General features: G+C 46.8%; 23 protein-coding genes and 1 pseudogene. 7 read left to right on the top strand and 17 right to left on the bottom strand.

The window, feature by feature from the left end:
* Window positions 1-215 precede the first annotated feature (215 nt).
* The 3 genes from B9T62_RS39945 to B9T62_RS12340 all read right to left on the bottom strand — a co-directional run bounded on the left by B9T62_RS39945 (window position 216) and on the right by B9T62_RS12340 (window position 2,942).
* Window positions 216-1,097, bottom strand: a complete 882-nt coding sequence (locus B9T62_RS39945) for a hypothetical protein (RefSeq protein WP_087915528.1) — start codon at window positions 1,095-1,097, stop codon at window positions 216-218.
* Between the two features lie 91 nt (window positions 1,098-1,188).
* The gene (locus B9T62_RS12345) at window positions 1,189-2,388 is read right to left on the bottom strand and encodes an MFS transporter (RefSeq protein ID WP_087920251.1); all 1,200 of its coding nucleotides are present in this window, start codon (window positions 2,386-2,388) and stop codon (window positions 1,189-1,191) included.
* A 2-nt stretch (window positions 2,389-2,390) separates the two neighbouring features.
* Window positions 2,391-2,942 carry a PadR family transcriptional regulator gene (locus B9T62_RS12340; protein ID WP_245864433.1) on the bottom strand — a complete coding sequence of 184 codons (552 nt, stop codon included), beginning with the start codon at window positions 2,940-2,942 and terminating at the stop codon, window positions 2,391-2,393.
* A gap of 174 nt (window positions 2,943-3,116) precedes the next feature.
* Between B9T62_RS12340 and B9T62_RS12335 the strand changes: the two genes are divergently transcribed.
* Window positions 3,117-4,133, top strand: a complete 1,017-nt coding sequence (locus tag B9T62_RS12335; RefSeq protein WP_087915526.1) for a CapA family protein — start codon at window positions 3,117-3,119, stop codon at window positions 4,131-4,133.
* Between the two features lie 31 nt (window positions 4,134-4,164).
* On the opposite strand, the pseudogene B9T62_RS12330 reads toward B9T62_RS12335, so the two are convergent.
* Window positions 4,165-4,628, bottom strand: a pseudogene (locus B9T62_RS12330) (RrF2 family transcriptional regulator).
* Window positions 4,629-4,781: 153 nt separating this feature from the next.
* Here B9T62_RS12330 and hmpA point away from each other — a divergent pair.
* Window positions 4,782-5,963 carry an NO-inducible flavohemoprotein gene (hmpA, locus tag B9T62_RS12325; RefSeq protein WP_087915525.1) on the top strand — a complete coding sequence of 394 codons (1,182 nt, stop codon included), beginning with the start codon at window positions 4,782-4,784 and terminating at the stop codon, window positions 5,961-5,963.
* A 100-nt stretch (window positions 5,964-6,063) separates the two neighbouring features.
* Here hmpA and B9T62_RS12320 read toward each other — a convergent pair whose 3' ends face one another.
* From B9T62_RS12320 to nikB, 10 genes are all read right to left on the bottom strand, one after another.
* Entirely contained in the window at window positions 6,064-6,774 is a 711-nt protein-coding gene (locus tag B9T62_RS12320; protein ID WP_087915524.1) for a Crp/Fnr family transcriptional regulator, read from the bottom strand.
* Between the two features lie 48 nt (window positions 6,775-6,822).
* Window positions 6,823-7,005 (bottom strand): rubredoxin, encoded by a 183-nt coding sequence (rd, locus tag B9T62_RS12315; protein ID WP_087915523.1) that lies wholly within the window; start codon window positions 7,003-7,005, stop codon window positions 6,823-6,825.
* Between the two features lie 28 nt (window positions 7,006-7,033).
* Window positions 7,034-8,248, bottom strand: a complete 1,215-nt coding sequence (locus tag B9T62_RS12310; protein ID WP_087915522.1) for an NAD(P)/FAD-dependent oxidoreductase — start codon at window positions 8,246-8,248, stop codon at window positions 7,034-7,036.
* A gap of 16 nt (window positions 8,249-8,264) precedes the next feature.
* The gene (locus B9T62_RS12305; protein WP_087915521.1) at window positions 8,265-9,503 is read right to left on the bottom strand and encodes an FprA family A-type flavoprotein; all 1,239 of its coding nucleotides are present in this window, start codon (window positions 9,501-9,503) and stop codon (window positions 8,265-8,267) included.
* Between the two features lie 343 nt (window positions 9,504-9,846).
* The gene (locus B9T62_RS12300; RefSeq protein WP_245864432.1) at window positions 9,847-10,602 is read right to left on the bottom strand and encodes a class I SAM-dependent methyltransferase; all 756 of its coding nucleotides are present in this window, start codon (window positions 10,600-10,602) and stop codon (window positions 9,847-9,849) included.
* Window positions 10,599-12,281, bottom strand: coding sequence for a nickel ABC transporter substrate-binding protein (locus B9T62_RS12295; RefSeq protein ID WP_245864431.1), 1,683 nt, complete (start codon window positions 12,279-12,281; stop codon window positions 10,599-10,601). The genes B9T62_RS12300 and B9T62_RS12295 overlap by 4 nt, the downstream gene beginning before the upstream one ends.
* 22 nt (window positions 12,282-12,303) lie before the next feature.
* Window positions 12,304-13,110 (bottom strand): ATP-binding cassette domain-containing protein, encoded by an 807-nt coding sequence (locus B9T62_RS12290; protein ID WP_087915519.1) that lies wholly within the window; start codon window positions 13,108-13,110, stop codon window positions 12,304-12,306.
* A gap of 40 nt (window positions 13,111-13,150) precedes the next feature.
* Entirely contained in the window at window positions 13,151-13,936 is a 786-nt protein-coding gene (locus tag B9T62_RS12285; RefSeq protein WP_087915518.1) for an ABC transporter ATP-binding protein, read from the bottom strand.
* 3 nt (window positions 13,937-13,939) lie between these two features.
* On the bottom strand, window positions 13,940-14,779 hold the full coding sequence (gene nikC, locus B9T62_RS12280) for a nickel transporter permease (protein ID WP_087915517.1): 840 nt from the start codon (window positions 14,777-14,779) through the stop codon (window positions 13,940-13,942).
* A 23-nt stretch (window positions 14,780-14,802) separates the two neighbouring features.
* Window positions 14,803-15,717 carry a nickel ABC transporter permease gene (nikB, locus tag B9T62_RS12275; RefSeq protein ID WP_245864430.1) on the bottom strand — a complete coding sequence of 305 codons (915 nt, stop codon included), beginning with the start codon at window positions 15,715-15,717 and terminating at the stop codon, window positions 14,803-14,805.
* A 194-nt stretch (window positions 15,718-15,911) separates the two neighbouring features.
* On the opposite strand from nikB, the gene B9T62_RS12270 reads away from it, so the two are divergent.
* Complete coding sequence (locus B9T62_RS12270) at window positions 15,912-16,397, top strand: DUF6803 family protein (RefSeq protein ID WP_087915516.1); 486 nt, start codon at window positions 15,912-15,914, stop codon at window positions 16,395-16,397.
* Between the two features lie 927 nt (window positions 16,398-17,324).
* On the opposite strand, the gene B9T62_RS12265 is transcribed toward B9T62_RS12270, so the two are convergent.
* Window positions 17,325-18,731 (bottom strand): sensor histidine kinase, encoded by a 1,407-nt coding sequence (locus B9T62_RS12265; protein WP_087915515.1) that lies wholly within the window; start codon window positions 18,729-18,731, stop codon window positions 17,325-17,327.
* The gene (locus tag B9T62_RS12260; protein ID WP_087915514.1) at window positions 18,728-19,435 is read right to left on the bottom strand and encodes a response regulator transcription factor; all 708 of its coding nucleotides are present in this window, start codon (window positions 19,433-19,435) and stop codon (window positions 18,728-18,730) included. The genes B9T62_RS12265 and B9T62_RS12260 overlap by 4 nt, the downstream gene beginning before the upstream one ends.
* Window positions 19,436-19,763: 328 nt before the next feature.
* On the opposite strand from B9T62_RS12260, the gene B9T62_RS12255 reads away from it, so the two are divergent.
* From B9T62_RS12255 to B9T62_RS12240, 4 genes are read left to right on the top strand one after another with little or no spacing between them, the layout of a single operon-like run.
* The gene (locus B9T62_RS12255) at window positions 19,764-20,369 is read left to right on the top strand and encodes a TetR/AcrR family transcriptional regulator (protein ID WP_087915513.1); all 606 of its coding nucleotides are present in this window, start codon (window positions 19,764-19,766) and stop codon (window positions 20,367-20,369) included.
* Window positions 20,370-20,379: 10 nt separating this feature from the next.
* Window positions 20,380-21,234, top strand: coding sequence for an ABC transporter ATP-binding protein (locus B9T62_RS12250; protein ID WP_087915512.1), 855 nt, complete (start codon window positions 20,380-20,382; stop codon window positions 21,232-21,234).
* Window positions 21,231-21,941 carry a fluoroquinolone export ABC transporter permease subunit gene (locus tag B9T62_RS12245; protein WP_087915511.1) on the top strand — a complete coding sequence of 237 codons (711 nt, stop codon included), beginning with the start codon at window positions 21,231-21,233 and terminating at the stop codon, window positions 21,939-21,941. The genes B9T62_RS12250 and B9T62_RS12245 overlap by 4 nt, the downstream gene beginning before the upstream one ends.
* Window positions 21,934-22,665, top strand: a complete 732-nt coding sequence (locus tag B9T62_RS12240) for a hypothetical protein (protein WP_087915510.1) — start codon at window positions 21,934-21,936, stop codon at window positions 22,663-22,665. The genes B9T62_RS12245 and B9T62_RS12240 overlap by 8 nt, the downstream gene beginning before the upstream one ends.
* Here B9T62_RS12240 and B9T62_RS12235 read toward each other — a convergent pair.
* Entirely contained in the window at window positions 22,637-23,557 is a 921-nt protein-coding gene (locus B9T62_RS12235; protein ID WP_087915509.1) for a DMT family transporter, read from the bottom strand. The two genes, B9T62_RS12240 and B9T62_RS12235, sit on opposite strands and share 29 nt — an antisense overlap.
* Between the last annotated feature and the right edge of the window lie 61 nt (window positions 23,558-23,618).

The raw sequence follows: 23,618 nt of genomic DNA, 5'->3' as shown, positions 1-23,618 counted from the left end.
CTCTTTTAGGCTCAAAACCGAAATCAGTGCTTGACGAAAGAAACGTAGACCAAAGTTTTATTGCCGCCAAAAAGTTGAACAGTCTGCTTTATCCAAAATATATGAAATGCTCGACTTACCAGAGGCCAAATTAAGCAGGTTAGGTTCTCTTGTTCGAAGATATCGAGGTGTGCCTGGAAGAGAACGCATCCCGGTTGTACATCTCCTGAACTCTTCTATAAACTCAACCTCTGCAGGAGTAATACTGCCAGTTCTTCAGCTGTATCCCAAACCATGGGACGGATCTCTTTTAGGTGGACCCAAAGTTTATCGGCATCGCTGCTGTTCACAGTCCAGATCACCGGGATGTTCAAACCGAGGGCATATCCCGCCGCAAAATACACCTCAGGGGATTGACCGGTTACATCCGCGATTATCAGTTTACTGTCCGCGATAGGCTCCAAAGAATACTTTTCGCTCGTATGTGCAAGCAAGCGCGGCAGATAACCATATTGTTCGATTTTAGGCAACAGCTTTTCCAGCCATTCCGTACGCAATTCCTCCTCATCCGGGAGGAGAACGACGCATGGCTTTAATTTTTTGCCTCCGGCTGTTGCAGCGGCTTCGCTCCATCCTTGTTCCGTAAGCTTAAAGGTCATCCCTTCCCTGATGAGCAACTGCTCGGTTCTCAGCTTATCGATGATATAGACCAGCTCTTGCAGATTGGGAGAGTACGTCAGGTTATAGCTGCTGGAGAGTGGATGAATGACCACCGGCTCCCCCGGGCCTTCGGAATGTCTGTACAAATATTGCAGCAGACGGTTTCCTTTATCTTCAATAGTCACAGGAATAGTCGGAGAATTCACAATGGAATCCAAATCGCTGACGGATAGAATGACCTTCTCATCACCATCTGTCTGCTCCCGGATATAAGCCGATACCACATGGAGCATGTCGCGTTTCTGTTGGTGGGAGAACGAAAGTATGGGTTCGTAGCTGTCTCTCAGCAGGCTATAGAACGCACCGGGTGAACAGGAGCAGCCCATATATCTATCGTAATCGCCTTCCGGTGTAATCGGGACAATCTGATCGCAGAACAAACAGTGTTTCTTTATCATGATATCTCATCACCTCATATGTATAGCTATCCCCCTACCATACCAAGTTTATTGTGAAAAGTAGACAAGAAGATATTTCCTTCAGCAAATATTATTCAGCCTCCCGGGCACTCTTCGCGGCCCTGGTGCCGCTAGCTTGCAGAACAGTCAACAGCAAATAAGCAAGCAGGATAATGCCGACAGCGATATACGCGCTTTGTATTCCAAAATAGTCGGTCAGTAAACCGGCCATTAACGGCCCGACCATCATGCCTGCCGAATAAGCGGTGTTGTATACGGAGAAGACAACACCGTAAGATCGCACGCCGCTTTGCTCGGCGGCTAACGCAAGCTCGGGCAGCGACGGGGACAGGATCGTGCCCATGCCGATGCCGAGCATCGCCAAAGTGAGAGCCTGCAGCCACAAGCTGGCCCCGAGGGCATTAAGCGGCAGGGCCACCGCGGTAATGGCCAAACCTACGCGGATCAGCGGGAAATTTCCGATTTTGCCTGACAGTGATCCGGCAAAGGGGGCGATAAGTCCGTACGCGGCAGTCGGAATCATGAACAGCAGGCCAATCCCCCCGGGGGAGAGTCCGAACACCTCTTTCAGCCGCAGCGGCAGTGTGGGCTCCAGCACCGCCGGAATGGACGAACCGAGAATAACTACCCCGAAGACAAGCAGCAGGGAACGGCTGCGCAGAATGCCCCCCAGCCGGTGCGGCTCGGTTTGCACTACATCGGGCACCTTGCGCAGCAGCACGATCCGCAGCACGGCGTCCGCCAGGGTAAGCCCGGCCACAAAGATGAAGGGTGCGGCATAACCGCCCCACTGGTATAGCCAGCCTCCGGCGGCAGGTCCAAGCAAGGTCCCGGCGGCCTGGCCGGATAACGCCAGCCCCATGGCTTTGCCCCGCTCAGCTGCAGGGTACAGGTCGGCGATCAAGGCCAGCCCTGCGGTCCAGGTGGCCGCTGCGGAAACACCTTGCAGCGCCCTTGCCGCCACCAGCGGCCAGAAGGAATCGGCCAGCAGAAACAGCAAGGTGGTTGCCGCCAGGCCGAGCAGTCCCCATAGCAGCGGGCCTTTGCGGCCGATCCGGTCGGACAGCATTCCGAACAGCGGGGAAGCCAGCAAGAGCGCAAGGCCGTAGCTACCAAACAAGAGGCCGATCTGCGTGGGATTGGCCCCCAGGGAGGCGCTGTACTGGGGCAGGATCGGGACGACAATACCATAGATCATCATGTCGGTAAAAACGGCAAGTGCTACAACCAGCAGCGCAGCCTTCCGCTGCTTTGGCAATATTTCCTGCATGCTCAAGCTTGCCCCTCCTCCCTCTCGGCCTCAAGATCACGGATCAAATTCCGGACAAACTCAAGCTGCAGCTCCACCTGCGCATAAATGTTGCTGAATACGGCGGCCGCCTGAACTGTCATGGCCCCGGCCTCGGCTTTCATTTCCTCTCCATGCTTCATCGCAGCCATTACTGCTGCCATCTCCTGCTCCTGCGCCTTAAGGGCAACCACAGTCACCGCAGCCGGCAGTTCATCCATAAAAGTCAACGCCGTGTACAGTTTGGCCGGAAAGACTACAGAGGATTTGGCCAAAGCCTGCTCCACTAGCTGTTGAAGCTCGATTACACCATCCTCCGCGATTTTGTATATTGCCTTGGCACGAAAGCCGGTATGCTCCACCGTCTCCAGGATAATCTTGCCTTCCTGCTGCAGTTTGCGCAGTGCGTGATAGATGGATGCGGGTTGAACATAAGCCCACATCTCCGTCTGGGAAGATTGCAGCATCTGCTGAATTTCATAACCGGACATGGAGCCAAATTTATTGAGCAGCCCCAGAATCATCATTCTCGTCATCCTTATTCCTCCAATAGTATACGTTTAGTATTAAAATTATAATACTAAACAAACACTAAAATCAACCCTTTATTTCCCATACTTTTTTTCAAAATCAGAACACAAAATAAGAAAGAATAACCCATATCACCTTTCCGCCATATTCTAATGAAAACGACAAAAAGGTGGATAACGATGACGGAAATACAAATAGCTGCTGTGGGAGACCTTATGGTCAAACGTTATATTATTTCGGATGCTAAACAGCCTGACGGAAGCTATTCGTTCGACACCCTGTTCGCAAGAGTGGCTCCTTATCTGAAGCAGGCCGATTTGACGATCGGGAATCTCGAAACTACCTTTGCCGGCAGCGACCGGGAATCCCGGAAAAGTCTGCGATCTGGCGGTCCGATATTCAAGTGCCCGGACGAACTGGCACCGGCGCTTAAGAAAGCCGGATTCGACGTATTAGTAACGGCGAACAATCACTGCATGGATTATGGTGCTTCGGGTCTGATGCGGACGTTACGCGTGCTGGACCGTAATGGAATCGGCCATACCGGTACAGCTAAGTCATTCCAGGAATCCAAGAAAGCTCTTATCCAAAACGTAAAAGGGATTACGATCGGAATCCTCTCCTACACGTCAGGAACTAACCGGATACCCGTACCGGCGAGTCAGCCATGGCTGGTCAATCGGATAGAAACCGATAAAATCATTCGAGAGATTCGAGATTTAAAAAAGAAGGTCGATCTGGTCTTGCTTTATATGCATTTCGGAAACGAATATCGGTACACTCCAAATAAAAGGCAAAAGCAGCTGGTAAACCTCTTCTTTAAAAATGGCGCCAACATCATACTGGGATCTCACCCGCATGTTCTTCAACCGTTAGCGGTTCGGGGAAAGACACAATTCGTTATTTATTCGTTGGGTAACTTTGTATCGACTAAACTAAAGAATAATCCTTATACACAAAGCGGAATCATCCTTACACTTAAAATCAAAAAGGATCAAAAAGGAAACACGAGTATAACTAATATCGATTACATCCCGACTTGCGTAGATCGAAGAATGACAAGCGGTAGCAGAATTACAGAGGTCATCCCTATCCGGGATGAGTTAAAGACGGGCGTCGTTGATTTAAAAACGGGGCGGCGAAATCTCATGAATCGAATGTTGAAGCATACGACGGCAATCTTAAAGAGGGAATAGAGCCGTCATTATAATAGACATGAATTAAGTTTTAAGTTGTTTGAGGAGGCGTGACCTTATTTTGCTGCTGCAGAATAGCACGCAAGTCATCTTTGTTGATTAATAAATCCTGCAGCGTGTATTCGTTTAGCACCTGCAGATAGGCTTGTAGTGCTCTGCCAAGCGCTCCTTTAAGTCCACATACCGGGGAGATCGGACAGCTGCCGCCTGAAGGATTGAAACATTCGACAAGATAGAAGTCGTCTTCCATGCGGCGTACGACCTCCCCGATGTTAATCTCTTCAGGAGCCAGAGCAAGCCGTATCCCTCCCCCCTTCCTCTTACAGTTTCAATGTATCCCGCCTTTCCTAATTCGTGCGAGACCTTCATCAAATGATTTTTGGAGATATGATAAGCGTTCGAAATGTCTTGTATGGTTGACAGCTCACTTCGCTGTTTTGTTCCAAGATAGAGGAGGATTCGCAAAGAAAAATCTGTGTACAACGTAAGCCTCATAATTTCCCTCCGATTTGCAGGTATAGTAAGTGATCTTTATTGCAAATAATATCATATATATTGTCCGTTTTGTTAAAGTGGTATTTTAAATATATCTTTTAATTTAAAAAGAGTATATATTAAATTTGTAATAATTGAGAGGAGTGGATCGTTATTTTATCACAGCAAACTCGGGACATTGTCAAATCCACAGCACCAGTCTTAGCAGAACACGGCACAGCCATCACATCGGTGTTTTACCGGAATTTGTTCAACGCCCACCCAGAACTTCTAAATGTATTCAACCATGCCAACCAAGCGCAAGGCCGCCAGCAGGCTGCACTCGCCAATGCGGTGTACGCGGCGGCAGTCCACATTGACAACCTTGAGAATATTCTGCCTGCGGTTGTACAAATTGCACACAAGCATGTCAGTCTCGGCATTAAACCTGAGCAGTACCCGATTGTCGGCGAATTTTTGCTGAAAGCAATCAAGGAAGTGCTGGGTGATGCCGCAACGGATGACATTCTTAAGGCTTGGGAAGAAGCATACGGTGTTATCGCAGATGCCTTTATCGGTGTTGAAGACAGCATGTATAAGGAAGCTCGGGAACAGGAAAATGGTTGGAACTTCTTCAAACCGTTCACTGTTGCGCGCAAAGTACAAGAGAGCGACAACATTACATCGTTCTATCTAAAACCGGCTGACGGTTCAAATGTACCCCATTACAAACCAGGTCAGTATATCTCTGTGCGTGTCTTGATACCGGGCGAGAAGTATACGATGATCCGCCAGTACAGCCTTTCGCAGGCGCCAAAAGCGGATGAATTCCGCATTTCCGTGAAACGCGAAGCAGATAATGATCCGAATGGCGTCGTCTCCATTTATCTTCACAAGCAGGTTGATGAAGGAGCTACCATTGAAGTTAGCGCCCCAGCCGGTGAATTTTTGCTTGATGCTACCAAAGATACGCCAGTGGCCTTTATCTCTGGTGGTGTAGGCATAACGCCGATGATGAGCATGTTCGAAACCGTTGCGGCAACAACACCGGACCGGCCGACTGTATTCCTGCATTCTGCGCGGAATGAAGCACTAGCCGCTTTCCGTGATGCTGTCGAGAAGCATGCAGCTGCTATGAGCAATGTTAAAACCAAAACCTTCTATTCAGGCGGCCCGGATGGCGTGATTACAGGTGAAGTACTAAAGGCGTATGTAGACATTACCGGTGATGCTTATGTTTGCGGCCCGGTACCTTTTATGGAAGCCATGATTCGTGAATTACGCGCGCTCGGAATGAAAGAAGAACAAATTCATTATGAGTTTTTTGGCCCGGCCTTGCAATTGGACAACAACTAGAGCCGTGAGTTAAATCACTCCGGCTCCTACTTTGTTATAGTATTAAAAAGCGGCATTTCCCCATGATAACCTGATGGTAGAAATGCCGCTTAATTATTATCTAAAACCCCATATACTTCTCCACACCGGCCGGATCAATAAGAACCATCTGCTTGTTTCCGATCAGCTCGATTAGTCCCGAATCCTCAAACCTTGAAAATTTTCTGCTAATAGTTTCCCGGGTGACCCCAACATAATTGGCCAGTTCTTCCCGAGACAGGGGAAGGTCAATATGAATACGACCGCCGCGCAGCTTGCCGTATTTGTCGCTGAGTTCCATGATCATATAAGCAATCCGTATTTCGGGATCTTTAGTCGCCAGGCTTTGCGCCAGATTTTCCGTGTGGGCCAGTCTTTTGGTCACACTCTTCAGCAGCCTGAGCGAAATATCAGGATTATCCGTCATCAACTGCTCCATATCGGTTCGGGTCAGCATGCAAATGTTAGTTTCTTTCAGAGCATAAGCACTGAAGTTGCTAAGCTCGTCGCTGTTAAAAATGCTCAGTTCCCCGAAAAAATCCCCGTTCGTCAAGATGTGCAAAATTTGTTCTTTACCTTCGGGAGTCATTTTGGATAATTTAACATGTCCCCGCTGAATGATGTACAGCGTATCCGACGGTGCCCCTTCCAGAATTAACGGCTGACCTTTGGTAAGCTTACGGTGCTTGATCATGACGCTGATCCGGGAGAGATCGTCATCGCTCAACGTAGCGAAAATCGGCACCTTGCGGGTACAAGGTTCTGCGGCGTTTTGGCAGGAATACTCATTCATATCTGTCCCCCCCTGATGTTCGTTTTTTTGTATAACTCCTGCTTGCCTTTAGGATACAGTAGATTTTTTGTCCTCAACCGGCACGAAGTGGCTTGTATCCTCACCACAGACCGGACATACCCAATCTTCAGGCAAGTCTGCAAATGCCGTGCCTGCAGCCACATCCTCATCGGGATCGCCTACTGCCGGATCATAGATATAGCCGCATGGTTGACAGATGTATTTGTTCATAAGTATCATCTCCTAAAACGTTGGTGGTTTAGTTCAATCTGGATTGTACTTCAGTCATGATTTCCCCGATACTGTTCCCGGCCAGATTAATCCCTGCAAGGGCGTTTCCTTGCTCGATAGCGGCTTTATACACCAGGGAGGCAGCTGCTCCTTGCCAGGATATCGCACCGACCATTGTGTTATCTTTCACATAGATGCGCGTATACCCTCCATTCTCTTCTCCGCACACCGTCTGGTCGCAATGCCGTTCATCAACGTTGCCTATCGAAAATAAAGGGATGCCAAAGGCGTTAAACAAGGTAACCGGAACGGCTCTACGGTAAACAGTCAGATGGGCAGCCATATTGCTGCCGGCAATCCGGCCCTGCTCGATCGCTCCGCCCCACAGTCCTTCTACATGCCCGTTAATTTCAGCCACATCACCGGCTGCGAACACATTCGGGTCACTTGTTTGCATTTGTTCATTTACGATAATGCCCTTTCGGACTTGAATAGTCGAGCCATTTACGAGCACCGTATTCGGCACGATACCGATTGAGTAGACTACATGGTCACAGGGATAGTGAGACTGATCGTCCAGCGTAATTCCGCTAACAGTCTCTGTCCCTGTAATAGAAGCCACTCCTGCTTGAAGAATAACCTTCACACCCGATCGATCAAGGGTTTCCTTAAGCAGATGTGAGGATTTCTCATCGAGCTGTCTGCCCATCAGGCTGAGAGATGCTTCGATCACCGTAACCTGGTATCCTGCTTCATGCAGCGCCCAAGCCGTTTCGAGCCCCTGCACTCCCCCGCCGATTACGGCTACACGGCTGCCATCCTGCAGGCTTTCTTTCAGCCTGTCCGCGTCCTTCATATCCCGGAGGGTATGAACATTGTTCAGGCCTGCACCCTCAATGGAAAGCGCACGGTTCCTCGCTCCCATACACAACAGGAGCTTATGATACGATACACTGTGCCCATCGTCTGTCTCCACCAGCTGTCGGTCCGGGTGAACAGATACTATTCGGGTCGAGGTCTTTACGGATATACGGTTATCACGGTACCATTTTTCCTTCTTGATCAGCACCTTCTCATTGTGCAGGTCGGTAAACAGGCCTTTGGTCAGCTTAATCCGGTTGTAGGGAAGTTGGTCTTCCTCCCCGAGGATCGATATTTCCGATTCTGCGTCCTGATCGCGAATCGCTTTGGCGGCATGGACGGCGGCTACTCCGCCGCCGACAATAACGTAATGTTTCGTCATTAGGTGTTCCTCCTCCCTAAAATGAACTCAGCAGCAAATCCGATACAAATTCAGCCGCGTTTTTAATTTTTTGAACTTTCTCAGGCTCTTTAGGTGAAAATCTGATTCTTACAGGGAACTCCACATGTGTCATACCCGTGGTTTTAATAACCTCAGAAGTGCTTTGCACCGTCATGTTTGTTCCGTTCAGATAGTCCTGAATAACTTCAATGGCTTCTCCACTCCAGCCGTACGAGCCAAAGGCTGCAGCAAGCTTGCCTTCCAGGTTCAAGTTTTGCAATTCTTTCAGAATGTTCTCCAGGTTCCCAATCATGTCCGCGTATTTAGTGGAGCTGCCGATGAAGACCGCGTCGGCTGACGTAATGCTGTTCAGAATATCGGCGGCGCTGCTTTTATCCGCATCCCAGATCTCCGTCTCAATATTATTTTCCTGCAAGCAATCCTGTATAATTTTTGCCATCTTCTTGGTACTGTTTTTGATTGTGGTATACACAATGGCTGCCTTTTTTCCTTGAGTCGTTTCGCGGCTCAACGTGGCGTACAATTCGATATATTTACGGATGTCCTCCCGGATAACAAATCCGTGGGAAGGAGCGATCATTCGAATATCAAGATCGTTAACAGCCTCTAGCAGGGTTCTTACATATCTTCTGTGAGGATGAATAATAGCGGCATAATAGCCCTTGTAATCTTCCGTGATATCAAATCCGGCTTCATCGCTGAATAGATTGTCCACCGCAACATGCGTGCTGAATATATCGCAGGGAAACAAGATTTGATCTTCGATACAATAGGTTATCATCGTTTCAGCGGTATGAAGGTACGGCGTTTCTTTGAACAGAAGTGTTTTTCCTCCGATATCCAGCTTATCTCCGTCTTTCACCACCAGGAAGTTCCGGCTATGAAGCTTGTACATTTCCTGTAATTCCGGTACGGCGATCTCAGTGCATACGATTGTGGCATTTGCAGCCTTGGCAGCCAGAGCCGCCAGTCCACCGGAGTGATCGGGCTCCGTATGGTTAATCACAATGTAATGAATATCCAGAAGATCAATCATTTCGCCCAAACACTCGGTATATTCACGTCCGAATTCCATATCTACGGTATCAATCACGGTCGGCTTGCCCGTTTTTAACAGGTAAGAGTTATAGGTAGTTCCTTTTGACAGAACCAGGCGGTGGAAGGGAACCTGGCGGTTATCTATTTTGCCTATCCAGTAAGTATCCTCGGCGATTTTTTTGAACTGTGTACTCATATCGTTAACCTCCAATGTTTGATTGATAATGTTTATCAATAACCATATTCTATTATGGCCGCCAAACAAAAAGGAGGATTTGAATCAAATTATGAAAGTTTAAGAAGAGGCGGTATCCGTTTCTGCGAGAAATAGAAGGATAATGGATCGCGTGAAGCATATAAATTCTTATATTTTGAGAAAATTTTCGTATACCTTAAATGTAGACGATTGAAATGAAGTCATTATGCGTGTGGTCACATTTAAAAAAAATGATCATACTAAAAAAGCCGCTGATGGTCAGCGGCTTCTTCCAGCCTATTGGCTGTGCAATTAATGGCGGTCACCTAGACTCCATGATCTGTCACTCCTTCTTGGCAATAATCATGAACCGGTGTACATTCTGGTAACCGTATTTCATATAATTCAATGGCATCGTGCGGGCAGGAATAAAGTTCCGTTGAACCTCTAAGCTGTGGAATCCGGCGTGGATCAGCGCTTTCTCGTCAGCCTCTGGCCGCAGTACATTAACAAACGGCAACTCGCTCAGTAAGCTTTTATCCTTGCCGCTGCGTTGCCGGATTCTTTTTTCCGTGAGCAGAATCAACGTCCAGGATAAGGCATACCAAAGTCTGCGAAAGATAGTCCGGCTCTCCTTATACATATAGTTCCCGTCAAAAATAATAAGGGTCCCGCCCGGCTTCAGGACACGGTACCACTCCGCATAAGCTTGCTGCGGATCAGGCAGCGTCCATACCACATCCCGGCAGACCACAACATCAAAGCTGCTGTCTGACTCCGCACTTAAATCTGCCGCATCGCCTACATAAGCCCGGACCTTGTATCCATAACGGTCAAAATTTCGCGAGGCCCTTTCGATCATTCCCTGAGAAGCATCTACTGCTGTAGGCAGATGCCCCATTTGCGAAAGGAGGATGGAGAAGAAGCCAGGGCCGGTCCCCACATCCAGTACCTTTTGCCGGGGCTTGACTCCCATACCTTTAATGAGCAGCTGCTTCCATAGGTTTACGGTTTTCTTGCTGCGAAATTGAGTTCGTATGACTTTGTCATAACCCTCTGAGCTGGAGGTCCAGTATTTAGAAATTTCTTTCAACATCATTCTTCACCTATGTCTAGCTGATTCCAGAAGATTGGAGTAAAGGTGGTGTACCCGGGTTTGAACCCTGTCACTCTCGTATTTACTGCCATAATATCATCAGGGAAGTATATGGCCGCAAACATGGCCTGCTGATACAGCTTGGCGAAGATAGAGTCATATGAGGTCTGCCGTTCCTGCAGATCGGTTGTACCTACTGCTGTGTCAATCAATGATTCCAAACTGGCATCCGACCACACCACAGCTGGCGCTTCCGCTGTTTTATGGAATAGAGACTGTAGGAACGAATGCGGATTATACGCATCATCGTACGTTCTGTACATGATCATGTCGTACGCTTTGGTTGTCCATAAGGCATCGTAATAAGCGTTAGGCTCAAGAACCTGAAGATTCACTTGAATGCCAATCTCCTTCAGTTCGGACTGAAGGAGCTCACTGATTGATTTCCATTCCGGAAATTCAGCCTGCTGCAGCACAAAATCCAGCTCAAGCGGCGCTCCATTCTTCTCGACAATTCCATCTCCGTTCGAATCACTGTAACCCGCATCCGCGAGCAGCTGTTTCGCTTCCTCCGGTTCGAAGCCGTACCAGGTATTATTGGTATCCGTAACATAGGGAACAGTCAGCGGGAACAAGCCTTTGGCTTCACTGCCAATGCCGTTCATCAGATCTTGGACAATGCTTTTTTTGTTAATGGCCAGATTTATGGCTTTCCGTACGTTCAAATCCTGCAGAGCGGGAGTGTTGTAATTGAAAATCATGAAAATTGAATTCGTTCCCGATGCTTTTTCCAGGTTTAGCGAGGAGTCGCTTACGATGACCGGCACACTTTCAACCGGAATCTTGCCAAACTGACCTCCTGCAATATCTACATTACCGCTCTGCAGCGCCAGTACTCTGGATTGCGGATCGGGAATTACCTTCAGAATAATTTTGGACAGCTTGGGTTGTTCGCCCCAGTAATAGGGATTTCTGACGAGCACGGCTTCCTGATCCGTCTTATAGCTCTCGGCCATCCATGCCCCGGTTCCTATAGCTTTGATGAATTTCCCTGTAACATCCCCTGCAGGCTCCACGGCGGAAGGACTAATCATCCGTACCGGTCTTGCAAAGGAAAGCTCTGTCAGGAAGGGGTAATAGGCTTTGTTGAACGTCATGGTGATCGTATGCTCGTCCACAACATCTAGAGACTGCATAGCCGTAGCCACATTTATAGAATTGGCTGGATCTTTGATCCAGCGTTCAAACGAGAATTTAACGGCCGCAGCATTAAAATCCGTGCCATCTGAGAATTTGACGCCTTGTTGAAGATGGAAGGTGTATGTTTTGCCATCTGCGGAAATGTCCCAGGATTCCGCCAGAGCCGGCATGAGCTCGCCTTTTTCTCCATACTCCACTAATCCGTCATATATCATCGCATGCACATTCATCGAGCCTTTATAGGCACCGGCATCCAGCTGGTCAATACCTGCATCTGCCGATAGGGCTACAGTAATTACCTTGTCCGGGGCGTCGGTGGACTGTACGGCTTCATTATTGGCAGCGTTAGTATTCGGGCTGACGGCTGAAGTGCTGCTATTATTGCTGCTGTTGCTGCAACCGGATATTACCATAAATACAGTTAGAAGCATCAAGAATAATGATTTTGTTAATAGTCTGCTTGTCTTTGAGTTCCTTCTCATTCCAGTACGCCCCTTCTCTATTTCAAAAGTTTTTTCTTAACCTGGGATCCTGCACAGGTACTGAAGCCAGCAAAGTACGGGTGTAGGGGTGGTCGGCTTGCTGCATAATATTCGCACCCGATTGCTTCTCCACAATCTCCCCATGATACATAACGGCTACACTGTCGCAAAAACGGCTTACGACGGATAAATCATGTGTAATGAAAACATAGGACAGTCCCAGTTCAAGCTTCAATTCCTGCAGCAGATCCATCATTTGCTTCCGCAGGGTAACATCAAGGCTGGAGAATGGCTCATCACAAACAATCAACTCCGGTCTCAGCGCGATTGCCCTGGCAATCCCTACTCTTTGCTGCTGGCCGCCGCTAAGCTCATGCGGATAGCGGTGGATATGCCGCCCCTCAAGACCCACAAGCTCAAGTGTTTCTGCGACCTTTGCCCTGCGGATTTCTGCATTCCTCACTCCATAATTTCGAAGTGGCTCACCGATAATCTGCTCTACCGTGAACCTTGGATTGAAGGAAGCGAGGCTGTTCTGAAAGACCATCTGCATCTTGCTACGGATCATCCGCATCTCGCTAAGGCTCCAATCCGTGAAATCCGTGCTTCGGTACAAAACCCTGCCGGAGGATGGCTTCGCAAGTCCTAGCAAGAGCCTGGCCAAGGTGCTTTTACCACACCCGCTTTCACCCACAAGTCCCAGGTTTTCGCCTTCCTCAAGGGTGAGTGACAGATTGTTCACTGCTTGAACTCTCTTGGCATTCCGCGTGAACCACCCCATTTCCCAGCCATACGTTTGGCTTAGGCCTACAGCTTCCAGCAGTTTCATGGATCGTCCTCCTTCCTTAAGATTTGTAATATTATGGTTGTTATCTGCAGTCTAGCAGATGTTTAGTATATGGATGCTCCGGTTCGGAGAATAGCTTGAACACATTGCTGGATTCCACGATCTTTCCGGATTTCATCACATAGACGTAGTCCGCAATTTCGGCTACAACCCCGAGATCATGTGTGATTAACAGGATACCGACATTTCGTTCTTTTCTAATTCTGTCCAGCTCCTTCAGAATCTGGGCTTGAATGGTCACATCCAGTGCTGTTGTCGGCTCATCGGCTATCAGCAGTCTTGCACCAGAAACTAGGGCAATGCAGATCATAACCCGCTGACACATGCCTCCGCTGATCTGAAACGGATATGTATTCAAAAGCTGCTCTGGATCGGACAGACCAGCCTGCTGCATCTGCCGTAAGGCCAGCACCTTCGCTTCTTTTTTCGATACTCTCTTATGCAGCATAATCGTTTCCATGATCTGCCTGCCGATAGTGAGCACCGGATTTAGCGCGTTCATGGGGTCCTGAAAGATAACAGCCATTTCTTTTCCACGGAGCTTCCTCAGCTGCCTTCTGGAATACCCTAGGAGATTGTTTGCGCCTAGCCAGATTTCTCCGTTCTCCACGATGCCAGGAGGATCTACTAATCCCAGAATGGACATCGCCGTAACACTTTTTCCGCTGCCGCTCTCACCGACCAGCGCGACAATCTGCCGGGGTTTCACTTCGATACTGACATCGTCAACAGCTGTAACCATATGATTCTGTGTATGGAAGCTGGTACGCAGATGACTGACTCTCAGCAGCGCAGGCTCTCTTATCATTGTCTAGCTCTCCCCTTTCCGTCCGGTATTTAAATCATGTTCCGATCCGCGCAGACTCTCTCCAAGCAGGTTGAAGCCCAGAACGACAAGCATGATCGTTAGTCCCGGAAAAAGCAGCAGCCGCGGCTCTGTCTGAATATAAGGACGGCTGTCGTTCAGCATGATTCCCCATTCCGGTGTTGGCGGCTGGGCTCCCAAACCCAGAAAGGATAAGCCTGCGATCGAGAGCATAATCGTACCGATTTCCATAGAAGCAAGAACTAAGATGGGACGGGCCGCGTTTAGCAGAATATGTCTCAACACAATTTGTACATGCGATGTGCCAGCTGCCTTGGCTGCCATGATATAATCACTTTCCTTGATTTGCAGTACCATACTGCGGATAACTCTTGCGTAGCCCGTCCACCACACTGCGGCAAAAGAGATGAACAGGTTCTTCATACTGGGTCCCAGCATTGCTGTGATTGCAAGGGAAAGGATGAGGCTGGGAAAGGCCAGCAGGATGTCAATTGCCCGCATGATCAAGTGGTCGATCTTTCCTCCAGCGTAGCCAGCAAGAAGTCCCACAGGGATACTGATGGCAAAAACAACAACCAACACCATGAACGAATAATACAGAGTTGTTCTTGTCCCATAGATTAAGCGGGATAACACGCAGCGTCCCAAATGATCGGTACCCAGCGGGTAGTCCCAGGATGGCATACCCAATTTGTGTTCCAGGTGAATCTGCAGCGGATCGGATGGCGCAAGCCAAGGTGCGAAGAGTCCTACAAGAATGAACAAGAGCACAATACCCGCGCCAAGCCTGGCTCCGCTATTCTTAAACAATCGACAACGAAACATGACAAGCGGCTCCTTCTACAGCTTCACCGCAGCCTGATTCGCGGATCCAGCAGCAGATGCAGCAGATCCACAGCCAAGTTAATCAGCACAACGATGACAGCCATCAATAATACGTAACCTTGAATGACAATATAATCTTTCGCAAAAATGGCCTCAACTGCATATTTGCCAATGCCCGGCCAAGAAAATATAGTTTCAACAATGACAGAACCACCCAGCAGCCCAGCTATGTTAATACCAAGGAGGGTAAGACTCGGAAGAAGTGCATTTCGGAGCGCATGCGTACCGATAGTCCTCCATTCCTGCAGCCCCTTGGCTCTCGCTGCTGTGATGTACAGCTTGCCAAGAACCTCCAGAAGGCTGGAACGAATGAACCGGATATAGATTCCTGCCATTCCAAAGCCGAGTGTAAATGCAGGCAGAATCACGCTGGCTCCTCCCTCCATTCCCATAACCGGGAACAGCTTAAGCTTCACTGCACCATAATAAATCAGAAGAAGGCTAAGCCAATAACCGGGCATAGAAACACTGAGCAGTGCGCATGCCCTACCCAGACGATCCAGCAGACTCCCCGGATAAAGTGCAGAGCCCACTCCAAGTGGCAGAGCAATTAGAATAGCGGCCAATACGGAACAGGCACTGAGCAATGCAGTGGCCGGAAAACGATTCATAAGCTCCGTGAGCACTGGACGGCTGCTGCTGAATGATAATCCTAAATCCAGATGGAGCACACGATACAGCCAGTGTAAATATTGCATATGTACAGGCCCATCCAGACCAAGTGCATGTCTGGTCGCCTCTATCGCTTCATGCGTAGGCTTGATGCCGTCAGCTCGCAGAATAATTTCAGCGGGATCTCCCGGCGTTAAATGCATCAGCGCAAAGGTGATGCAAGAGATGCCCAGCAGCACGGGAATCATCTGCAATAAGCGCAGCAACAGATAACGTTTAATAGCATTCTCCTCCCAATCATTAATCGTAACAATTACGATTATAGCATAAACTTTTTAAATTAATAGTCTAAAATGATTTATTTCAAATCAGCGAGGATAATATCCCTTCCACATACTTTCCACATATTTTTCTCCTATAATAACTTTTATAGATATTATTTAAATGGAGGAAACAAATCATGAACATGACACACTACATGTCCCTTCTTGCGGACAATCAGCCATGGAATCTGATCATTTTTATGGCAATTCCCGTAATTTTTGCTGAAACGATCACGATAACGGAGTTTTTTATTCTTTTCAACAAAAACGTCCAAGGTGGATTAAGAGCTTTTAACAGGATCTGCAGTATTTTGGCCGGTCTCTATTTCACAGGAGTTTTCCTTTATCTCTTCCCTACAGCCTTTGTTCCTCTAACCGTAAATGGAGAGTGGCATTCTTGGGTAGATGTAGTAGCCGTTGGATTTTATTTGAGCGGTGTATTATTCCTGTTGCCTCTTGCTCTTCTTGATCTTGGACTCATCGGCCGTAAACGTTCGGAAGAAGGAAAGGTAAAGCTTCACTTTATACTGGTCAGCGGATTTCTCGTTGTTGCACACGTCGCCATGATCTTCGGAATGGTGAATCCCGAGATTGTAAGCGGAATGGCTGGCATGAATCATTAATTAAAGAAAGATATAGAACGTGAACTTAAGAATATTACACACGAAGCGGCAAGAAAGCCCTATGCATCAGGCTTTCTTGCCACTACACTATTCCATTCTTAAGTTCATCTTATAAAGTCTCATATGTCCAGTCCAAAGAATTAGTTGCGAAACTGGTTACTACTTAGGACCCTGCCAGGATATAGAAGGTTAGGGGATCGCCTACCGTAATCCAAACCCTCCCCACCCGAACTTCAGGTAACCCACGTCCTAACGGACTGTATAGCTCCTGTTTCCTCATTTCTGCGCTGGTTTGGAGTCTAACGGACCGCATAGCCTCTATATCGGAAAAACAGGCCTTAACTAGTGGGTTTCGGCTTGAATAGGGGCTCCTGGGTCCGTTAGAGCTGCAAAACAGCCTTTTTACAGCAAATAGGGGCTCCTGAGTCCGTTAATAGTCTGAAAGTTAATCTCTGGTTACCGGCGACAGCCTTCCTTTGTTTTGTTTTGCCTCCTTGTCGCGCGGTGTGATATGACAGGCTCGGACGAGTAACACAAGGAACACAAGGGGGCTCTAAGTAGTAACCGAAACTGCATCTATTTAGCCATTTTTTTCTGTGTTGGAGGAAATAAGTGCGAAAACGCACCTAATTTAGAATTTTGAGCGTAATAAGCTTGCTTTATTCAAATTTAGTTGCATATATGCACTTATTATCCTGATAATGGGTGTTTCGGCGGAGATTAGTTGCAGTTTCGCATCTAATTACTCCGAAGGTTCCAGGGCAACACTCTAAATCCTGGCTGAATCCTAAGCAGTAACGAAATGTGAGAATAAGCCTCTCTTCCTATAGCGGAAGAAAGGCTTATTTGATGAGGTATAGGTTACTACGTAAGGCCCCTTGCCTTCTGATAGAGGTTTTAGCTTTCTAAGGAGTAACGCGTAGGTGGCTATGGGGAAAAACTATTGTCCGGTAGCAGAGTGAAATGAACTTCAAACCGGGTGCCTTCTCCTAGCTTACTGGTAACTTTGATATCCCCGTCCTGTATTTCGATCAGCTTTTTAACTATGGATAGACCCAATCCAGTCCCCCCAAATTGACGGGAGCGAGACTTCTCTACTCTATAAAACCTTTCAAAAATATAAGGCAGGTCTTCTTCAGGAATACCTATCCCTGTATCCTCAACAATTAAGATCACAGATGTAGTGGTATATTGCAAGTCTACATTAATGCTTCCCCGCTCTGTATAACGAATGGCATTCTCCAGCAGATTCAAGACGATTTGCTCCATCCGTGTACTATCTGCAAGAATCAATAAACCGGTGCCAGAAGGATGGTACGATAGGCTAATTCTTTTTTCTCTTGCTTTCAACTCAACTTTTTTAACAGCCTGTTCCACTAAGTCAGACATATCGATCTGTTGTAGTAACAGGGATAGCTTTCCTTCCTCCATTTTTGCTAAATCGAATACATCATCGACTAAATGCTGCAACCGGACCGCCTCTTGATAGATAATATCCAGGTAATGTTCCTTCTCCTCTTCGGTCTCGTACAGCTGATCTCTAACCACTTTAGAGTAACCTTCCAAATAGGTAATGGGTGTCCGCAGATCATGAGAAATGTTAGAGAACAACTCTTGACGGGTATCCCGGTAACGCTGAAGATCGATCGCTAAATCATTGATGGCCTCAGCCAAACTTCCAATTTCATCTTTACTTTTGATCTCAAGCCGGGTCTCCAGTTTACCCATTGCAATTTTACGGGTCGCTTTTTGCATTTGTAAAAGCGGACGGGACAAGACTTGCGCAATAATCCACGTAATTCCCAAGGCTAACAAAAAGGCTCCCATCCCGGAGAGGATTAGTAAATTCCGTACTCCTGACAGGGATTTCTCCATTTGTTCCGTAGAGGACATTACATAAAGAGCCGAGGTAATGACACCCTCGCTAGATATCGGTTGACCTGAAACAAAATAACGATGCCCCTCAGGGTCCTCATACAGCAAGCTAACCTTGTTCCCGGCAAAAATCTTGTTAAGGTCTGAATTTCGAATGAACAATCGGTCGGCTGAATCATGGACACCTGAGTGTAGGATTACTTTGCCATTATCCAGAATATTAAAGATGCTAACATTGGAAAACTCTGCAAAGGTCATCATAGTTTGCTCTGAAGTAGTATCGCTGGCATTCGCCATAACCGTAAAGTGGGAGGCAATCTCCTCATTTTCTTTTCGCATCTCGGCAGAATAGAAATTTGTAAACATTTTGTCTATGACAATACCGAGAAATAATAGGACAATCAGGAATACAGTGATGATCACAAGACCGAGTTTGAACCCAATACGGTTATTTCTCATTTTGATTGTCCAATTGCTTGAAATTTATATCCTATTCCCCATACGGTTTGGATCGGATTATAACTCATTCCCGCCCTATGCAATTTCTCACGAATATTCTTAATATGAGTATCCACCACCCGAATTTCTCCCTCGTAATCATGTCCCCAGACCCGTTCAACCAGTTCTTCCCTGGTAAAAGCACGCTGTTTGCTCTGGGCTAACATCACGAGAAGATCAAATTCCTTTTGGGTAAAATCTGCACAGACCTCCTGAATCCGAACCTCACGAGCATCCAGAAATATGTTCAGCTGCGGAAATTCCAACACCCTTTGTGGGGGTTGCAAGACTTTAGTAAGGCTAGACCTCCGGATTAACGAATAGATTCTGGCTAATAACTCTTCTGGTTCAAAGGGTTTCGTTAAATAATCATCTGCACCTACCCCGAGGCCATGGATCTTGTCCTTGGTTTCAGTGCGTGCCGTAAGCATTAAAATAGGTACGGTTTCCGTTTCTCTAACTATTTTGCATACTTGCCAGCCATCCATATCAGGCATCATTACATCCAGCAATACGATATCAAAGGAGTATTTCTTTATCATGGACAGTGCTTCTTGACCCGTTGCAGCTTCCTGAATTCGAAATCCTTCTTTCATTAGATAAATACGAAGTAAGTTCCTCATATTCCACTCATCATCTACGATTAATACCTGTAGCTTCGACATAATGCCCACCTTCTTCGTTTACGATCTAAGGAAATGTATCCACCATTAATTGCCGGAATGGGGTTTCCGCCAGGTGCAGGGTGAATTTGAATCTTAGGTTGAACATTCATCAGACCAGAACGGAACTCGATTTTATTAACTATACACTACCTAATAAATGTGTGGGAATTATGAAGTTCGCAAATCAAACCGATGTCTCTGCTTTTAATTTCTGATTTTCCAGTAATATATCTATAAAATGGTCGATAATGAAATACCATAATTGCAAGTTTATTGTGAATGGAATATAATTCTATTCATATATTCATAAAGAGGAGAATTTCCATCTATGCCAAAAAAATTCAGTGAAGCAGAAAAAAATCGGATTCAGCAAAAATTATTGGAATCGGGACGAAGCCTTGTTTCCCGTTACGGGTTTAAAAAAACCAGTGTGGATGAGCTGACTAAAGGTGCAGGTATTGCAGCCGGAACATTCTATGGCTTTTATCAATCGAAGGAGGAACTATTCTTTGAGCTCGTGGAAGTTGAAGAAAATCGGATAAGAACTACCCTGTTAGAGCACGCGGCTAATAGACCTGTAGATAAAGAGTCCTTCAAGTTATTTTTACTGGAGTCTTTCCAGCTCATGTCCAATAATCCAATCATTCAACAAATTTTATTGACTGAATCATTCGAAGCGATCCTTCGCAAGTTACCTCCAGAACGATTGGAACGCAATTACAATGAGGATCAAGATATCCTGCTCCCTTTTATACAGAAATGGCAAACCGCAGGCGTGCTAACGAAGAAAAGTTCTCCTGAGCTCATTGTAAGTATGATTCGTTCTCTGTTCTTGCTCTCTCTTCATAAGCGGGAAATTGGAGAAGCGGTATATGACGATACGCTGAAACTGCTTATTACTACTATGGCGAACGGCCTGTTCGCTAGAGACTAGGGGGAGAATTATGATTCATGTCCAAGAGTTAAGCTACACCTACCCGGGTCAAGGCTCTCCCGTTCTAAAGGGCTTGGATTTCAACATTAAGAAAGGGGAAATATTCGGATTTCTGGGGCCTTCAGGTGCGGGGAAAAGTACCACACAAAATATTCTGATTGGTAAACTCAAACAATATAATGGCAGCGCAGTAGTGTTAGGCCAAGAGGTTAAATCAGTGGGTTCGGATTACTATGAAAGAGTCGGTGTGGCTTTTGAATTCCCTAACTTTTATAACCGCTTTACCGCTTTGGAGAATCTAAGACATTTTGGGTCACTGTACCGTAAGCGTAGTTCAGAACCTGTGGATCTACTCAAGCAGGTAGGTTTGTCTGAAGCCGCTAATATGAAAGTCGGCAATTTCTCCAAAGGGATGAAGATGCGGCTGAATTATTGCCGTGCCGTATTGAATAACCCAGATGTATTATTTCTGGATGAACCTACCTCCGGACTGGACCCCGTCAATGCCGACATGCTGAAACGATTGATCCAGCAACGCAGAGATGCCGGAGCAACAATCATTCTTACCACTCATAACATGCAGGCTGCCGAGCAATTATGCGACAGGGTCGCTTTTGTCGTGAACGGTGAGATCAAGTTAATTGATTCCCCCAAGAATCTGATGTTGCGGAGCGGCGAACGCAAACTCAGAATTGAATATGAACAACATGGTGTGCAGATAATGGCAGATTTCCCTTTAGCTGATATTGGGGATAACCCTGAATTTCTGTCCATCATTCGATCCCATCGTATTGTTACTATGCACACCTTAGAAGCCACATTGGATCAAATTTTCATGGATGTCACGGGGGAAAGTCTGATATGAGAATTTGGAGATTATTCCTCTTTGACTTGCGGTTTCAATGGAAGCATGGCTTGTATTTGGTCTATCTGCTAGTCTGTATGGTTTATATAGGGGGACTTGCCATGATTCCAGAAGCGTATTTGGAAAAAACACTGGTGCTGCTTACATTCTCGGACCCCAGTGCGCTTGGCTTGATTCTGGCAGGAGGAATCCTGCTGCTCGAGAGAGACCAGGGGATTTTTGAGAACCTGTTTGTTACCCCGGTAAGGACACTGGAATATATTCTTGCCAAATGTTTGTCGCTGAGCTGCCTATCCCTTGCCGCTGCCTCTGTTATACACCTGTCTACTGCAGGCTGGCCCGTGTCTCCTGTGCAATTTGTGCTTGGCATTGTTCTGACCTCTGCATTTTTCAGCTTGCTTGGAATGGCTGCAGCGGTAACATGCCGTTCGATCAACGGGTTTATTGTATTATCCCAGGCGTATTCTCTCGTGTTCATCCTTCCTGTATTAGGTTATTTGAATGCATTTACAACACCTCTGTATGCTGTCCTTCCTGTGCAAGGCACGTTAATGTTGCTGCAAGGAGCGTTCCACCCTCTGAATATCGCGGAATTCTTATATGCAGTCTTCATACTATTGCTTTGGATAGGGGCAGCCGCTTGGTGGGTGTATTCCCTGATGCAAAGAACCGTGAGAACACAGGACGGAGTGAACACACATGTATAAGTATCGAACCATGCTGCGGCAAGACCTACAGAATGCGGTGAAAGATCCAATGCTCCTGCTGATCACTCTCGGCCCGCTTATGCTCACGCTCATTGTCAGATACGGCTTCCCTCCCTTATCGGAGTGGTTAGCTTCCGTCTCTTCCTTCCACCTTCTTGCCTACTCTGATTTTATTACCGTGTTCCTTATGTTGCTTGTTCCTCAACTAGCTGGAATTGCAGCGGGTTTATTGATCCTGGATGAGCGAGATGAACGACTAATTGGAATTTATGCAGTAACACCCTTGATGCGAAATGGATATCTCGCTTATCGGTTAATTCTTCCTACTCTTATCAGCCTGGTGATGTCTGTCCTCTTCCTGGTATTCAGCGGCGTTTCACAACCTCAACAAGAGAATATCGCTGTGCTCCTATTGCTCGTATTGGAGACACCTGTTCTCGCTATGTTATTAGCAACGTTTGCAGCCAATAAAGTAGAAGGTCTTGCCTTATCCAAAATCATTGGGCTAACTCTCCTGGGAGCTGTTTTCGCGTATTTTGTTCCAGAACCTTGGCAGCTTCTAGCCGGAGTATTTCCAACCTATTGGCCAGCCAAATTATATCTTGAAGGCGTGGCGGCTGATCGTTCTTTCTATAGAATAGCCTTCTTTTTTATCATAGGCCTCCTCTTTCATATACTACTCATGCAGCAGATGTTCAGACGTTTCTGGAAGAGAATCGAATAACGCGGCTAATCAGCAGCATACTCAAAATAATCAGAATTCCTCCTATCCACTGGACATACCCGACGATTTCATTCAGAAGAAACACGGACAGAATCATTGAAGTCAGCGGAATCATTCCGGAGAACGCGGCAGTCGTATAAGCATCACATCGTTTTAACCCCGCATAGAAGAGCACGAAGGCCAAGGCAGTCACAATGAGGCCATACCAGACCAATGCTGACCATTCTTTCCATCCGATTGCTTGTAGTGACGCAAGGGGGTGTTCAAAAAAAGCCGGAAGCAGAGATAAAATAAATGCGATAGCAGATACCAGCAGCGTTTGCACCAGGGGATGTATGGGTAGCTGGGAAGATTGTGCTCTGTGCTTTCTCGATAGGATGTTGAAGACAGATTCGCTTGCTGCAGCGCAAAGGATGAACACATTTCCCCATAAGTGATGAATGGAGAAATCGATTGTATTCAAATTGACTCCCTGTAACAGAACAATGCCTGTAACGGTACAACCAATGCCCAGCACAGTATTCCTTGAAAGGGGCTCCTTCAAAAATAAAAAGGCAAGCAAAGAAGTAATTGCAGGTGTAGCTCCGGTCAATATTCCTGCTTCCACGGTACTTGTTAAATTCACTCCAAAAAGCAGGAAGATACGGAACAGGAAGATTCCAAAAACCGCTTGCAACACAAGCATTTTCCAGTCTCCGGTTTTGAGCAGCCGTATGGTCTCCACTGTTGTGCCCATATAAAAAGGCGACAGGCATAGAAGAACTATACCTAAACTGACAGCGGTTATTGTAAAGCTGCTTAATTTCTCAGAGAGAATGTATCCTGTAACTACAGATGTTCCGGCCAGCGCAAAAGCAAACAGTAAATATATTTTTCCTTTGATATTTTCCATATTACAATTATATCGTTAAGACTGGTATGCTTTAAGTTCCAGTTGATCCTTATTTTAATAG

The sequence above is a fragment of the Paenibacillus donghaensis genome (assembly GCF_002192415.1).
GTDB lineage: Bacteria > Bacillota > Bacilli > Paenibacillales > Paenibacillaceae > Paenibacillus_AQ > Paenibacillus_AQ donghaensis.
The sequence above is the reverse complement of the archived record's forward strand: the minus strand, read 5'-3'. Positions and strand labels throughout refer to the sequence as shown.